The 14631-nt window shown below is 59.7% G+C and carries 16 protein-coding genes; 3 read left to right on the top strand and 13 right to left on the bottom strand.

Annotated features, from left to right (window positions below; genetic code table 11):
* Positions 1-16: 16 nt before the first annotated feature.
* Complete coding sequence (locus NWP14_RS20430) at positions 17-343, bottom strand: DUF883 family protein (protein WP_095098335.1); 327 nt, start codon at positions 341-343, stop codon at positions 17-19.
* A 216-nt stretch (positions 344-559) separates the two neighbouring features.
* On the opposite strand from NWP14_RS20430, the gene NWP14_RS20425 reads away from it, so the two are divergent.
* Positions 560-922, top strand: coding sequence for a DUF2002 family protein (locus tag NWP14_RS20425; RefSeq protein WP_331833947.1), 363 nt, complete (start codon positions 560-562; stop codon positions 920-922).
* A 109-nt stretch (positions 923-1031) separates the two neighbouring features.
* On the opposite strand, the gene alaE is transcribed toward NWP14_RS20425, so the two are convergent.
* A complete protein-coding gene (gene alaE, locus NWP14_RS20420; RefSeq protein WP_095098329.1) occupies positions 1032-1481 on the bottom strand; it encodes an L-alanine exporter AlaE in 450 nt (149 codons plus the stop codon).
* A 788-nt stretch (positions 1482-2269) separates the two neighbouring features.
* Here alaE and stpA point away from each other — a divergent pair.
* Positions 2270-2668 carry a DNA-binding protein StpA gene (gene stpA / locus NWP14_RS20415; protein WP_375215885.1) on the top strand — a complete coding sequence of 133 codons (399 nt, stop codon included), beginning with the start codon at positions 2270-2272 and terminating at the stop codon, positions 2666-2668.
* A 68-nt stretch (positions 2669-2736) separates the two neighbouring features.
* Here the strand turns inward: stpA and NWP14_RS20410 are convergent, their stop codons facing one another.
* The 4 genes from NWP14_RS20410 to NWP14_RS20395 form a co-directional block, all read right to left on the bottom strand.
* Positions 2737-2916 carry a hypothetical protein gene (locus tag NWP14_RS20410; RefSeq protein WP_331833944.1) on the bottom strand — a complete coding sequence of 60 codons (180 nt, stop codon included), beginning with the start codon at positions 2914-2916 and terminating at the stop codon, positions 2737-2739.
* 129 nt (positions 2917-3045) lie between these two features.
* Complete coding sequence (locus NWP14_RS20405; protein ID WP_095098322.1) at positions 3046-3567, bottom strand: rhodanese family protein; 522 nt, start codon at positions 3565-3567, stop codon at positions 3046-3048.
* A 9-nt stretch (positions 3568-3576) separates the two neighbouring features.
* Entirely contained in the window at positions 3577-3876 is a 300-nt protein-coding gene (locus tag NWP14_RS20400; RefSeq protein ID WP_346430822.1) for a metalloregulator ArsR/SmtB family transcription factor, read from the bottom strand.
* Between the two features lie 123 nt (positions 3877-3999).
* Positions 4000-5781, bottom strand: a complete 1782-nt coding sequence (locus tag NWP14_RS20395) for a sigma-54-dependent Fis family transcriptional regulator (protein WP_331833939.1) — start codon at positions 5779-5781, stop codon at positions 4000-4002.
* Positions 5782-6043: 262 nt separating this feature from the next.
* On the opposite strand from NWP14_RS20395, the gene NWP14_RS20390 reads away from it, so the two are divergent.
* Positions 6044-7564 (top strand): aldehyde dehydrogenase family protein, encoded by a 1521-nt coding sequence (locus NWP14_RS20390; RefSeq protein WP_095098313.1) that lies wholly within the window; start codon positions 6044-6046, stop codon positions 7562-7564.
* A 72-nt stretch (positions 7565-7636) separates the two neighbouring features.
* On the opposite strand, the gene NWP14_RS20385 is transcribed toward NWP14_RS20390, so the two are convergent.
* Genes NWP14_RS20385 through NWP14_RS20355 form a run of 7 tightly spaced genes read right to left on the bottom strand, consistent with a single transcriptional unit; the run spans position 7637 to position 14604 of the window.
* Positions 7637-8599 carry an ABC transporter ATP-binding protein gene (locus tag NWP14_RS20385; protein WP_331833937.1) on the bottom strand — a complete coding sequence of 321 codons (963 nt, stop codon included), beginning with the start codon at positions 8597-8599 and terminating at the stop codon, positions 7637-7639.
* Positions 8592-9578, bottom strand: a complete 987-nt coding sequence (locus NWP14_RS20380; protein WP_375215884.1) for an ABC transporter ATP-binding protein — start codon at positions 9576-9578, stop codon at positions 8592-8594. Before NWP14_RS20380 ends, NWP14_RS20385 begins: the two co-directional genes overlap by 8 nt.
* Positions 9578-10471, bottom strand: coding sequence for a D,D-dipeptide ABC transporter permease (gene ddpC / locus NWP14_RS20375; RefSeq protein WP_095098305.1), 894 nt, complete (start codon positions 10469-10471; stop codon positions 9578-9580). The genes NWP14_RS20380 and ddpC overlap by 1 nt, the downstream gene beginning before the upstream one ends.
* The gene (locus tag NWP14_RS20370; protein WP_095100063.1) at positions 10472-11491 is read right to left on the bottom strand and encodes an ABC transporter permease; all 1020 of its coding nucleotides are present in this window, start codon (positions 11489-11491) and stop codon (positions 10472-10474) included.
* Between the two features lie 59 nt (positions 11492-11550).
* Positions 11551-13107 carry an ABC transporter substrate-binding protein gene (locus NWP14_RS20365; protein ID WP_375215973.1) on the bottom strand — a complete coding sequence of 519 codons (1557 nt, stop codon included), beginning with the start codon at positions 13105-13107 and terminating at the stop codon, positions 11551-11553.
* A 2-nt stretch (positions 13108-13109) separates the two neighbouring features.
* The gene (gene ddpX / locus NWP14_RS20360) at positions 13110-13694 is read right to left on the bottom strand and encodes a D-alanyl-D-alanine dipeptidase (protein WP_095098302.1); all 585 of its coding nucleotides are present in this window, start codon (positions 13692-13694) and stop codon (positions 13110-13112) included.
* 37 nt (positions 13695-13731) lie between these two features.
* Positions 13732-14604: a MurR/RpiR family transcriptional regulator gene (locus NWP14_RS20355; RefSeq protein WP_375215883.1), complete on the bottom strand. Its 873-nt coding sequence runs from the start codon at positions 14602-14604 to the stop codon at positions 13732-13734.
* Positions 14605-14631 lie beyond the last annotated feature (27 nt).

Raw genomic sequence — 14631 nt, 5'->3', positions numbered from 1 at the left:
TCGTCTTACGTTTATATTATCGGCGTAAATTCAGCAATACGCCAATAAATAGCCCAACTGCGGCGGCGGCGCCGACGCTTTGCCAGGGTTTGTCGCGCACGTAGGTGTCGGCACAGCCGACGGCATCACGTGCGGCCTGCTGCACGCGGTTGTTGCCGTTGATGCGCGCGCGGGTTTCTTTCAGCAATGCCTGCGCCTTTTTCCGCGCAGCCTCCGCTTCGTCTTTTGCATCGCTGCCCCACGATTTCAGCACTTCTTCCAGCGTATCCGCTAATTGGCTGACATCGTTATGAATATCCTCAGCGCTTTCATCTACATTGTTGCGATTCACACGGTTGGCCATTGATTTCTCCCTTAATTTCATCGATACCCGCCATACTTCAGGTTGCATTCACGTTGCTGTCGCTTTGCAATCTGCATTATTTAGGGTAGAGCGATTAAGTGTAGGACAAGATTTTGAATTATGCTTTTAAACCGTGGTTTCTGGAATTTTCCGAAAGCCCTGCCAATCATGAATAAGGTAAGGTAAATGTGCGGTAAAAGATAACGAGGAATGAGTATGTATTTAAGACCCGATGAGGTGGCGCGTGTTCTTGAAAAAGCCGGCTTCACCATGGATGTTGTGACGCAAAAAGCGTACGGCTATCGCCGTGGCGATAATTATGTTTATGTGAACCGCGAAGCGCGCATGGGGCGTACCGCTTTAATTATTCATCCGGCGCTCAAAGAGCGCAGCAATACGCTGGCGGACCCCGCTTCGGATATCAAGACCTGCGATCATTACGAGCAGTTCCCGCTCTATTTAGCCGGTGATGCGCAGCAGCATTATGGTATTCCACACGGATTCAGTTCACGTATTGCGCTTGAGCGCTTTCTGAGTGGCTTATTCGGCGAAGCGCAGCCGACGATGTCCCATAATTAACTAGCGGATTTCCGCATCGATGTGCGAACCGATCGCAGCTGAGGGATGATAACAAGGATGTGAATGCAGAAAGCGACTGGCGCTTGCCAGTCGCTGGTTGGCTATGGGCTCAGGCTTTCGCCTGGCGGTAGGCGCTGACGCGGAACAGGCGGCGGCAGTAATCAAGAAAGTAGCCATACGCCGCGCCCATCATCATCGAAATGACGATATTCGAACTCACCGCGGCGGCAATCTGATGCCAGTCGGCACCCACCACAAACAGAATCGCGACGTACACCGGCGACTGGAAGGTTACATAGGCGACGACGTCGGCAATGTTCTTCATCCAGCCTGTCGGGCTGATATGGCGCGCCAGGCGCATCGCGCGGTCGCGATAAAAACCGTAGGGTACGGCAATAATAATGTTTACCGGAATAGCGACCAGACGTGAAGATAACGACTGCTCAAAAGTCATTCCGGAGAGGAAAATCTCGATCATCATGTTCACGACGGTGCAGTACACGACCATCGCAAAGGTGTCTGCTACCGCATGACGCAAGCGGGACTGCGCAGAGAACATCGGTATGCTCCTCGAAAATAAAGTCTGTTACGCCAAAAAATGCGCGCTGTTATAGCGTTTTTGGGCTGTATGTTTTGATGTGAGTAGGTTATATCTCTGGCTTGAAGGTAGCAACTAGCTGTAAATTTTTATTTAATGGCTTTTTGTCTATAAAATACTCTGCGGAAGAGTGTTCGCTGAGCGTTTCGCTAGTTTTATGCTGATTTTTATTTTTATCATTAATTATCAGTGAGTTATTGTTGTTATAAGTATGTTGCGTAAAAGATAACCCCGATGGGTAAGTCCTTGTCCAGCGCATTTTTCTGGCAGTGGTGTGATATTTATCACTTTTAGATTTATTATGCACATTATGCCGATTAATTCAGCATAAGATGCTGTTGCGGACTCCTTTTTGCCATTCGATTTTAATGAATGCTTATGCAGAAGCTGGCGGGCGCGGCGCGCTTCGCCATTGGCGATATTATGCAAAGGCTCCCCGCATCCTCGCCATATCCGCATGACGGAGCACGCGCGCTCCTTCTGGTTATTTTCCATTTCGCGACGCGGCCCTCAGGGTAATTTCAGCGAGCAGATTGCCGTTGCGCTAATCTGAATAATTCGCAACGCCCGGCGCTATAACAGATCCTATCCGCGCAGGCCTGCCGTCCAGCTTGTGTATAAAATAATTCACACTGGAATTATCTTTATATATTTATGCGGGAATGTTAAGGGTGGTAATAAATAACCTCGGCCATTAAAATGGCGGCGTAATTTTGTTTCGTTTTTTAGCCGGAGTCTTTTGGAAATTTATGTCTTTAATATTACGCAAACTGAATAATATCCGCTCGCTGCGTGTCATGACGCGTGAATTCTCCATTGACGTTCTTGACGATATGCTGGAAAAGCTCAGGACCGTCACTGAAGAAAAGCGCGCCCGGCAGCAGGCTGCTCGCGAGCAGAAAGCTGAATATCAGGAAAAAATGAGTGCCTGGCTGGAGCTGATGATGGCCGATGGCATTATGCCGGATGAGCTGCTCGGCCAGCAGACCTCGCCGGGAACGAAGAAAGCGCGCCGGCCGCGCCCGGCAAAATATCGTTTTATCGATTTTAACGGCCTGGAAAAAACCTGGACGGGCCAGGGCCGTATGCCGAAGCCAATCGCCCGCGCGATCTCCGCGGGTAAAACGCTGGAGAGTTTCCTGATTTAATATTATCCCCGCAGCTGCAGGCTCGCTGCGGGAGAGATTAATCACGGTGGGGCTACCCACCGTGAATATCAGCAAACGCCGAAATCGCCGTCTTCGGTATAGGGCGTAACGTCGGCCGATTTGAAGGTAAATTTCTCGCCCTGCTCATTGCTGGCCTGCACGGCGACAATTTGATCGCCCTCGACGGCCACCACTTTAAGCTTTGGACCGCCCGTTCGCGGCTGTACCAGATCGCCCGGTGAATACATTATCTCTCTCCTCTGCATGAATAATCCGACGCTTCATCCTGCTACCTGCCGTGACCCTGCGTCGCGATTGCGGATATTAACCATAGCTCAGCCAAACGGCAGGAGACAACTGACCTGAAGGAGTAGGTCTCAGCGTCGGTTCCACGGCATCACGGCCAGCAGCCGCGCCATGCCGCAAAAGCCGGTGATACCGGCGAAGGTCAGCCCGACGCCGACGAAGGCGCTCAGCAGGAAAAAGCCGCTGCCGAAGCCGTATCCCAGCACTACGCCGAGGAGTATCAGCCCGCCGGCGGCGATCTGTACCTGACGCATCAGCGGTAGCGGCTGGGATTTATCCTCTTTGACCGGCAGGCCCGCCGCTTTCCAGGCCTGAATACCGCCGGCCAGCAGCCTGACCTGCGCCGGAGCGGCGGCGGCCAGCAGGCGAATGGCGTTATTTTGCGTCCGCGATCCCGCCTGGCAGTGGAAAATAATCGTCTGATCGGCGGTGGCTTGCAGCGTGGCTCCGCCGTTCAGGGCGCTGAGCGGGACCAGCTCGGCGTCGGGAATGTGCTCGCGGGCATACTCATCGGCGTCGCGGATATCAATTAATCTGGCGCCCCGGGCGATTTGCGTCCGGGCTTCTTCAGGAGAAAGGGTGGCGATAGTCATGGCGGCTCCTTAAGGGCAATAGATGGCCTTCAGCGTGGCGATAATCTGCTGGACGGCAGGATCGGTGATGAAGTAATGGATGCGCTGCGCCTCGCGCCTGCTGTCGATGAGGCCTTCGTCGCGCATACGCGCCAGATGCTGTGAGGTTGCGGAAGGGCTCAGGCCGGTAATCTGCGCCAGCTCGCCGGCGCTGGCGTTCGGCGCGTCGCAAAGCATGCACAGAATCATCAGCCTGTTTGGGTTACTCATTGCTTTTAACAGGGCCGCGGCTTCCCCGGCGCTGACCTGCAGCTGCTGTGGTGTATTCATCTCTTTATTTTAGCATTGTCTAAATTTAGATTATTCTAAAATAAAGCGGCGGATTACGCCAGCGAGAAGGGCGGTGTGTTGACGTCGTCGCTGCGATCGCGGGGCGCGATGCCCCGCAGAGGGTTAATTGCGTCCCGATCGCGCGGCCCGGCGATAGAGCGTGCTGCGCGCCACGCCCAGCGCCTGCGCCGCTTTACTGATATTACCGTTGTAGGTGGTCAGCGTATCGGCAATCAGCTGGCTATCATGCTGCTGCAGCCCGCGCGGCGCGGCGGATACCGGAGCCGCCCGGTACTCTGCGGGTAAATCGTCGACCTCGAGGCGGGCGCCGTCGTCGGCCAGCGCCAGCAGAACTTTCATCAGGCTTTGCAGCTGCCGCACGTTGCCCGGCCAGGGCTGACGGGAGAGATTCTCCAGCAGGCCCGGCGACAGCAGCACCCGGCGCTGGCCCGCTCCGAGCGCCTGCCATAGCCGCTGGATAAATGCCGGGAGCGCCGGCCAGTCGCGCAGCGGCGGAATGGTTAAGGCAAATTCCCGCAGGCGATAGAACAGATCCTCGCGAAACTCGCCGTCGGCGACGCGCTGCGCCAGGTTACGGTGGGTCGCACAGATCACCGCGAAGTTGACCGGGGAGCTTTGGCTGGCGCCGAGCGGAGTGACCTCTTTTTCCTGCAGCACGCGCAGCAGCCGCGTCTGCAGCAGCATCGGCATATCGCCAATCTCATCCAGGAACAGCACGCCGCCATCGGCCTCGCGAATTTTACCGATATAACCGTTTTTGCTGGCGCCGGTGAAGGCGCCCGGCTGATAGCCAAAGAGCTCTGACTCAATCAGCGATTCGGGAATAGCGGCGCAGTTGATGGCGATAAACTTACCGCTGCGCCAGCGGCTATGCTGATGCAGCGTACGGCTGACATACTCTTTTCCGCATCCCGTTTCTCCTTCAATGCACAGCGCGATACCGGCATTGAGCAGACGCACCATTTTTTCCCCTTCGCGCGGGCTGGCGAAGGGGAGGTCGACGCCCGGAGGGGCCGGCACCGCCACGGCGCTGCGGGTGGGAGCGCGTAACCGATAATAGTAGCTTTGTCGCCGGACGGTAAGCGGCAGCGGAACGGCGACCGCGGTTTGCGTCAGCAGCGGAAAGAGCTGCTGGAAGGTGATGTGGCCTAGCTGCTCGCTGCTCAGCCCCAGCTCGCGCATCGCCAGCCGGTTGCCGGCGGTGAGCACGTTATCGGAAAAGACCAGCAGGAGCTCTTCGACGCTGTCGAGCTTTTGCGGCTGAGAGTGCAGGCTCATCAGCCACTGCTGCGGGTGCAGGCTCTGTTTCACCCACAGATACTCGATCTGTTTGGCCGCCTCTTTCACCCAGCCCAGGGTATGCGGGTGCGGGAAATGCGCCGGCCCGGAAATATCCAGCACGCCGGCAATTTGCCCGTCGGGGCTCTGAATGGGGATCGCCGCGCAGTAGAGATCCTGGTTGCTGGTGAGAAAATGCTGGCGGCCGTCAATTTCACAGCTGTCATCAATCGCCAGCGCGGTACCGATAGCGTTGGTCCCGCGACCGCTCTCGCTCCATAAATTTCCCGGCGCGAGAGCAAAGCTCTGCGCCTTGCGCATGGCGTGCATGTTGCCGAAGGTTTGCAGCACCAGGCCGCTGGCATCGGAGAGGATCACCACCGACTGCAGGTCGGCGACTTTACGCGACAGGGCGCTAATCACCGGCTGCGCGAGCTGCTGCAGCCCGCTATGGCTGGCCAGCAGATCCGCCAGCTCGCCGGATCGCAGGCGCGGGAAGTCATCCGTCGTGGGCTGCAGGCCATACAGCTGGCTGCGAAACCACGAATCGCTGAGCAACGGATTAGCTGTTACCTCCGGGGCGAGGGTAAACGGGTTTCCTTGCACGGAGCACCTCATGGTCGGCTGAGTTATGTTGCAACATTGTAGCTTTGCGGTTTCTTATGTGTTGCGATTTGCGACACAGAAGCAGAAATCAATGCGGCAGCAGGCGCCATGCAGACGAGAATTCGCTATTAATTATCTGATTTTATTTATTATTTTAAAGGATGGTAAAACTGGCACAACCCCTGCAATAGCGTTGATGCAGCAGGCAAGAGCAAAAAACCAATACGCCGCTGCGCCTCAACCCTACAAGAAGGAGATTGCAATGCGTTATGCTCATCCTGGCACCCCGGGCGCGTTAGTTTCACTCAAATCCGCCTACGGCAACTATATTGACGGTAAGTTTGTCGAGCCGCTCGGCGGCGAATTCTTTATGAATACCTCCCCCGTGGACGGTAGCGACATTGCGCAATTTCCCCGCTCCGATGCCAAAGATATTGATTTTGCCCTTGATGCCGCGCACCGCGCCGCGGACGCATGGGGAAAAACGTCGGTCCAGCAGCGCTCCAATCTGCTGCTGGAAGTTGCCGATCGCATCCAGAAAAACCTCGAGTACCTGGCGGTGGCGGAAAGCTGGGATAACGGGAAGCCGATTCGCGAAACGCTGAACGCCGATCTGCCGCTGGCGGTCGATCACTTCCGCTATTTTGCCGGCTGCCTGCGCGCGCAGGAGGGGAGCACCGCCGAGATCGACGAAACCACCGTGGCCTATCACTTCCACGAGCCGCTGGGCGTGGTGGGGCAGATCATCCCGTGGAACTTCCCGCTGCTGATGGCGGCATGGAAGCTGGCGCCGGCGCTGGCGGCGGGCAACTGCGTGGTGCTCAAGCCGGCAGAGCAGACGCCGCTCAGCATTACGCTGCTGCTGGAAATTATCGGCGATATCTTCCCGCCGGGCGTGCTGAACGTCGTGCAGGGATTCGGTAAGGAGGCCGGGGAAGCGCTGGCGACCAGCAAACGGATCGCCAAAATCGCCTTCACCGGCTCCACGCCGGTCGGCCGGCATATTATGGCCTGCGCCGCGGAGAATATTATTCCCTGTACCGTTGAGCTCGGCGGCAAGTCGCCAAACATCTATTTTGCCGACGTGATGGAGGGTGAAGACGAGTTCATTGAGAAGGCGGTGGAAGGGCTGGTGCTCGGCTTCTTCAACCAGGGCGAGGTTTGCACCTGCCCGTCGCGGGCGCTGATCCATGAATCCATCTACGAGCCGTTTATGGAGCGGGTGATGGCGAAAGTCGCGCAAATTCGCCGCGGCGACCCGTTTGATACCGATACGATGATCGGCGCCCAGGCCTCGCGTCAGCAGTTCGATAAGATCCTGTCGTACATTAAAATTGCTCGCGAAGAAGGCGGTCAGATCCTCACCGGCGGCGAGCGCGCCAGCATCACCGCGGAGCTGGATAACGGTTACTATATTCAGCCGACCCTGATCAAGGGGCGCAACGATATGCGCAGCTTCCAGGAGGAGATTTTTGGCCCGGTAATCGGCGTGACCACCTTTAAGGATGAAGCGGAAGCGCTGGCGATCGCCAATGAGACCCAGTTTGGCCTCGGGGCCGGCGTCTGGACGCGCGACACGAACCTGGCCTATCGCATGGGGCGCGGGATTAAAGCGGGCCGCGTGTGGACAAACTGCTACCACGTCTATCCGGCCCACGCGGCGTTTGGCGGCTATAAGCAGTCCGGCGTCGGGCGCGAAACCCACAAAATGGCGCTGAACGCCTACCAGCAGACGAAAAACCTGCTGGTGAGCTACGGCACCGCGCCGCTCGGTCTGTTTTGATTGAACCTACGCCGCGTCACTCCGTGACCGGCAGATAAAACCCGCCACCTTATGCTCAGGTGGCGGGTTTTTTTAGTTTACGCCGCCGCGGGCAAGGGCCTCCGCCTGCCAGCAGCGGGCCGAGGTGCCGTTAGCCAGCGGGCGCAGCGGCTGCGGCTTTTCACAGCCTGCGCTGGCGAAGGGGCAACGATCGCGAAAATAGCAGCCCTCCGGCAGATGCCGGTTGCCGGGCAGCTCGGTGTTGCGCGGCGCGTCGCCCAGCGGCATGCCAATGCGCGGCACCGAATCCATCAGCAGCCGGGTATAGGGATGAGCCGGGGCGTCGAGGACCTGACGCGCCTCACCCATTTCCACGATTTGCCCGAGATACATCACCGCCACGCGGTCGCTCATATGGCGCACCACCGAGACGTTGTGCGAGATCAGCACGAAGGTCAGGTTCTGCTGTTTTTGCAGCTCAACCAGCAGATTGAGGATCTGCGCCTGCACCGAAATATCCAGCGCCGAGGTGGGCTCATCCAGCACGATAATATCCGGCTTCGCCGACAGCGCGCGGGCGATCGCAATGCGCTGCCGCTGGCCGCCGGAAAAGGCGTGCGGCAGGCGGTCGAGGTACTCCGGGCGCAGCCCAACCTGTAGCGCCAGCCGTTCGGCGAGCTCGCGCCGCGCCTTCTCGCTGGGCCGGGACTGGATCCACACCGGCTCGGTAATAGTCCGCCAGACGGGCAGGCGCGGATCCAGAGAGGAGAGCGGGTCCTGAAAGACCATCTGCATGCTGCCGGCGGAGCGCCCGGCAGCGGAGTCTCCGCCGCGTTCGAACTGGCCGGAAGAGGGTTTGAGCATGCCCATCAGCAGCCTGGCGAGGGTGCTTTTCCCGCAGCCCGATTCACCGACGATGCCCAGGGTTTCGCCGCGATATGCCGTCATATCCAGGCCGTTTAGCGCATAGACGCGCTCGACGACCTTACCGCGCCAGTTCTTGCGCGCCGGGAAGTTAAGATGAACATCGTTCAGCGTTAATAGCCGGTCAGACATGGGCGTTCTCCCGTTGCGGATACCAGCAGGCCGCCTGCTGTTCGGTGGGTTCGATTAGCCGCAGCATCGGGGCGATCCCGCAGCCCTCGCCGGCGGCGAAGCAGCGTTCGCGGAAGGCGCAGCCGCCCGGCAGGCGCGCGAGATTTGGCACCGTGCCGGGAATCGATCGCAGCGGCGATCGCGGTTCGCCGTTATCCGGGGCGCTGTTCAGCAGGCCAACGGAGTAGGGATGCAGCGGATGGTGCAGCACCTGCGGGGTCGAACCGCTTTCGATAACCGCCCCGGCGTACATAACGTACAGCCGATCGCAGACCTGGGAAACCACCGCCATGTCGTGGCTGATAAACAGCACCGCCGTTCCCGTGGCCCGCGCTTTCTGTTTTAACAGACGCAGGACCTGGCGCTGGACGGTGACGTCCAGCGCGGTGGTGGGTTCGTCGGCAATCAGCAGGTCGGGCTCGCAGGAGAAGGCGATGGCGATCATCACCCGCTGGCGCATCCCGCCGGAGAGTTCGAAGGGGTAGCGCTCCATCACCCGCTGCGGGTCGGCGATCTGCATATCCGCCAGCAGAGCGGCCGCCCTGGCGCGCGCCTCGCGGGCGGAGAGCGGATGGTGCTGGCGGATAACGTCCACCATCTGTTTGCCAATCCGCCGCGTCGGGTTCAGGGCGGTCATTGGCTCCTGGAAAATCATCGCCACCTTGCGACCGCGAATATCGCGCATCTCTTTTTCCGTTGCGCCGAGGATATCGTCGCCCATCAGGGTTACCTGGCCGCTGTGAATCTGGTAGCTGCCCGGCGGCAGCAGACGCATCGCCAGCATCGCGGTAACGGATTTCCCCGACCCCGACTCGCCCACCACGCCAACAATTTCACCGCGGTCGATATGCAGGGAGACGGCGTTCAGGACATGCACCGCGCCCTGGTAGACAGGGAAGCTTAAACGGACGTTATCGATAGTCAGAACCCGGTTATTCATTAGCTGCGTCCTCCGGACTTCGGATCCAGTAAATCCTGAATCCCATCACCAAACAGATTAAAACCGACGGCGGTAATCAGGATGGCGGCGCCGGGGAAGGCGCAGTACCACCATTGATCGAGAACATAGTTGCGGCCGTTGGCCACCATCGCCCCCCATTCGGCGGTCGGCTGCTGGGCGCCGAGGCCGATAAAGCCTAACGTCGCCGCCATCAAAATGGCGCTGCCGATATCCAACGAAGCCTGCACCACCAGCGGCGGCAGCGCATTGCGCAGGATATGCCAGCTGATCAGATGCCAGCGGGAGGCGCCGAAGGTCACGGAGGCTTCCACGAAGCTGTGCTGGCGGACGACCAGCGTTTGCCCGCGCGCCAGGCGGACGTAAAAGGGGATCCGCACGATAGCGATCGCCAGCATGGCGTTGAACAGGCTGGGGCCTAACGCGGCGGCCAGCGCCATCGTCAGCACCAGCGAGGGGATCGACAGCATGATATCCATCAGCCGCATGATCAGCGCATCGCTGCGCCCGCCGAGGACCCCGGAGAGGCAGCCCAGCAGCGAGCCGCCGATCCCGGCGATCAGCACCACCGCCAGCCCGGCGGCGATCGATTGCTGGCTGCCGATCAGCACCCGGCTAAACAGATCCCGGCCCACTTCGTCGGTGCCAAACCAGTGGCTCAGCGACGGCGCCTGCAGGCGGGCGGTCAGATCGATGGCGTTGGGATCGTGCGGCACCAGCCAGGGGGAGAAGATCATCAGGAACAGCATGATCAGCATAATGCCGCCGCCGATCAGCGTCAGCGGGCTTTTACGTATCAGCCACAGGCGGCGTTTCCACGCGTGGCTGCGGCTGATTTTCACGCCGACGCCGGGACGTTCCTGGGTCATCATCACTTAGCTTTCTCCCCGACCCATACGCGGGTCTATCCATAAATAGAGCAGGTCAACGAGCAGGTTGACCAGCACGTAGGCAAATGACACCACCACGGCGAACCCCATCACCGCCGGGAAATCGAGCGCCTGAATCGAGGAGACCACGTAGGCGCCCATCCCGGGCCAGGCGAAGACGGTTTCGGTTAGCACCGCGCCGTACAGCAGGTCGCCCAGCGCGAGGCCGAGCACGGTGACCGAGGGGATCAGCGCATTGGGCAGCGCGTAGCGCATCACGATGGTCCACTTCGGCAGGCCGCTGGCCAGCGCGGTGCGGATATAATCTTCGCTGAGCTGCTCCAGCATCGCCGAGCGAATCTGGCGGGCAACAATTCCCAGGTGGACGAAGGCCAGGGTGGTGGCCGGCAGAACCAGGTGCTGAAGCGCGTTAAAGAACACCTCCAGGTTGCCTTCCAGCAGCGAGTCGATCAGATAGAAACCGGTCACGTGGGTCGGCGGGTCAAACCAGTCGTCAAGGCGTCCGCTGCCCGGCAGCCAGTTCAGCTTGCCGTAAAACAGGACAATCACCCCCAGCCCCAGCCAGAACGCCGGGGTGGAAATCCCGGTCAGCGCCATCAGGCGCACCAGATGATCGGTCCAGCGGTTGCGGTACACCGCCGAGAGCACGCCGAGCGGAATGCCGACCACCAGGGCGATAAACAGCGCGCATATCGCCAGCTCCAGCGTCGCGGGGAAAAAGGTTTTCAGATCCTCCAGCACCGGGCGACCGGTACGGATAGAGGTGCCGAGGTCGCCGTGCAGCAGCGCGTTGACGTAGTGCAAAAACTGCTGCCAGAGCGGTAAATCCAGCCCCAGCTGCTGGCGAATATGGCGCACGATCTCATCGCTCGCGCGATCGCCCGCCAGCAGCCGCGCGGGGTCGCCGGGAATAAGGTGCGAAATAATAAACGTGATTGCGCATACGCCGGCGACGACGAGGATCAGTCCCCAGCTGCGTTGTCGTAGTAAACCCCAGAAACTCATCATGACGTCCTCTGCCGGGCCGATGGCTGCCCGGCATCACAAGGTTAAGGTGCGGCCCGCTATTTGTGCATCTCGGCAATATTGAAGATCTGTTCGAGCATCGGGTTAAAGACGAAGCCTTTGACCTCTTTGTTCATCGCCACCTGATAGTTTTTCTGGAACAGATAGACGTAGGCGGCCTCATCGATAACCGTTTTCTGCGCCGCCTGATAATCCGCGGTTCTCTGCGCCTGATCGGCGGTGGAGACCGCCTTCTTGAGCAGGGCGTCAACCTGAGGATTTTCATAGAATGAACGGTTGCCCGGCAGCCCTTTTTTATCCGACTCAAACCAGTAGTTCATGAACATATAGGGGTCGGCGAAATCCGGGCTCCAGTTGCCGATGGCGATGTCGTAATCCCCTTTGCCAATCCGCTCGCGCATGGTGGCGTTAGCCAGCTTTTCGAGCTTCACCTGGATACCCAGCGCCTGCAGATTCGCCTGGGTGGAGAGGGCGATAGGCTCCCAGTTCGGGTCATTATCGGAGTAGAGGAACGACAGGGTTTTCGGCTTATCCGCCACTTTCTCCAGCGCGGCTTTGGCCTTATCCATATCGAGGGAGTACTGCATAGCGCTGGCGTCATAGCCCCACATGCCGTCCGGGATCGGGCCGCGCATCTGCTTGCCGTTGCCGCCGAGGATCCCGCTGACCATCCCTTTATAGTCGGTGGCCCAGGAGACGGCGCGGCGGAGATCGACCTGATTCATCGGCGCCTTGCCGTTGTTAAGGTACAGGTAGGTGACGCGCAGCGCCGGATAGTCATACACCGCGACCTTATCCTCTTTTTTCAACGCCGCGAACTGGTCTACCGGCAGGGCATCGGCAATATCCAGATCGCCCTTGGTTAGCTGCAGGCGGCGGGCGGAGCTTTCGCCGATAATCTTCACCGTCACCCGCTTAAAGACCGGCTTAATGCCGCTGTAGTGCGGGTTGGGCACCAGCACCAGCTGCTGGCCTTTCTGCCAGCGCTGCAGCATATAGGCGCCGGAGCCGGCGGTATGCTCCGCCAGCCAGGCGCGGGCGTCGTCGCCGGCGTTGGCCTTCAGCACCGCCGGGTTAACGATCGACGCGCCGTCGTTGGCGAGGGTATGCAGGAACGGAGCGAAAGGCTCCGGCAGGGTGAAGCGGACGGTGGTGGGATCGACGGCTTCAATTTTCAGCCCGCTCGGGAAGGCTTCCGAAGGACCCTGCTTAATGCGCATCAGGCGCTCGAACGAGAGCTTGACCGCCTCGGCGGTGACCGGCGAGCCGTCATCAAACTGCATGCTTTTGTGCAGCGTAAAGGTCCAGGTTTTACCGTCATCGGAGACCTGCCAGCTCTCCGCCAGCTCGCCCTCGACGTCCGTCGAACCTTTCCCGTCATCGGTTTTGTATTTCACCAGCCGCTGATAGGCCGGGTAGGTGACCGTCCAGTCGTTGTTATCGATGGTCACGGCTGGATCGAGGGTCTGCGGATCGGCGGCTTTGCCGATGACCAGCATATCTTTGGGGACCGCGGCATAGGCCGGCGCGACGGCGGCGGCCAGCGCGACGGCCAGCAGCAGTGGGCGAAAAGCGGTTAAGGGGGTGCGAATCATTTTCATGGCGTAACTCCGTCAGTCCTGGCCGGGGCCAGGCAGGCAAAAACATCATCAAGGAGCGGATAACCGGCCGCGTCCGGTAGTTCGAAGTGCCACCATTCCGTGGAAATACCCTTAAAGCCGCCGCCAAACATAATGGCGTTCAGCAGCAGGCGGTTACGCTGAGCGGCCTCGGGAAGCGCCGGGTGGTAAGGGTGGGACAGGTCGTCCATCTCATCGAAGGCGGTGCCCATATCCAGCGGCTGGCCGTTTTCGTCGAGTAACGTCACATCGATGGCGGTACCGCGGCTGTGGTTCGAACCCAGCGCAATCGGCACCACGTAGTCCTGATTCGGACAGGCGTTCCACAGCAGCTGCTGAGCCTGCTGCGGACGATAGGCATCGAGAACCAGCAGCGTCAGGCCGGCCAGCCGGGCGATGCGCAGAGACTTCTCCAGCGCCGCCGCCGCATCCGGGTGCAGCAGGCAGCGGGCTTCGGCATAAATGGGCTGGCCGGTAATGTTATCGGCGCTGGCGTACTTGAGGTCGACGGGGAGCGCCGGAAACCGCGCGCGGATATCGACCAGAGAGACTTGCTGATTCATCTGTTATTTCCTGTCCTGGAGCCTGGCGAGCAGGCGCTTATTCACGTTCAAATTGACCAAATTCCTGCTGCAGCGCGCGGTTCTCAGCCAGGCGCTGCGACAGCGACGGGCCGAGCCGTTCGACCACCGCCGAGAGCAGCAGGTTGAAAAGACAGCTGATTGGCGCGGGCGAATCCCAAAAGTGGCCGGTATCGGTTTTGACCTGCAGCAGATCGAGCGGATAGTCGCGGGCCCACGGGCACCAGATGTCGGTCACCAGCGCGGTGGCAATGCGCCGGTCGGCGGCCACCCGGCAAAACTGGCGGGCGGTGCTGGAGTAGGCGCGGGTATCGGTGATCACTACATAAGGATGCTCATATTCGGAGTTCAGCGCCTCCAGCCAGCTGCCGGAGCTGCCGTCGGCGTAGGTCACCCGCGGGCGCAGGTATTCAAGATGGCTAAAAAAGGCGTTGGCAAGACCGCGCGTTGACTGAATGCCGATCACAATCACCGTGTCGGCCTGCGCAATCCGTTCGCTGATGCGGGCAAAGGTCTCTTCCTGCGCCAGCTGGTAGACGTAGCGGATAGCGTCAAACTCCATCTGCAGCGACAGGCTGGCGCGGTCGGGCTGCGCCTGCTGCTGCTCCCAGGAGTCGAGGCGATCGATGACGCCCCAATGTTTATAGGGCACCGGCGCGCGATCCTTCAGGCTGTTTTTGACGTCGTCGAGGTTGCGGTAGCCCAGCTTGCGCAGATAGCGGCCGACGGTGATCCCGCTGGTGCCGGTCGCCTGGGCAATGCTGTCCGCGGTCTCAAAGGGGATATGCTGGCGATGGCTCAGCAGCCAGCTGCCGATGCGCTTTTCGCTAGGCGTCAGCTGGCTAAAGGTCGCCTCAATGGTGCGAAACAGCCCATCGCTATTATCGTTCATCCTTACCCCCGGTGATATTTGGCTCTC

The sequence above is a fragment of the Klebsiella sp. C349492 genome (assembly GCF_042055345.1).
Classification (GTDB): Bacteria; Pseudomonadota; Gammaproteobacteria; order Enterobacterales; family Enterobacteriaceae; genus Klebsiella; species Klebsiella scottii.
The sequence above is the reverse complement of the archived record's forward strand: the minus strand, read 5'-3'. Positions and strand labels throughout refer to the sequence as shown.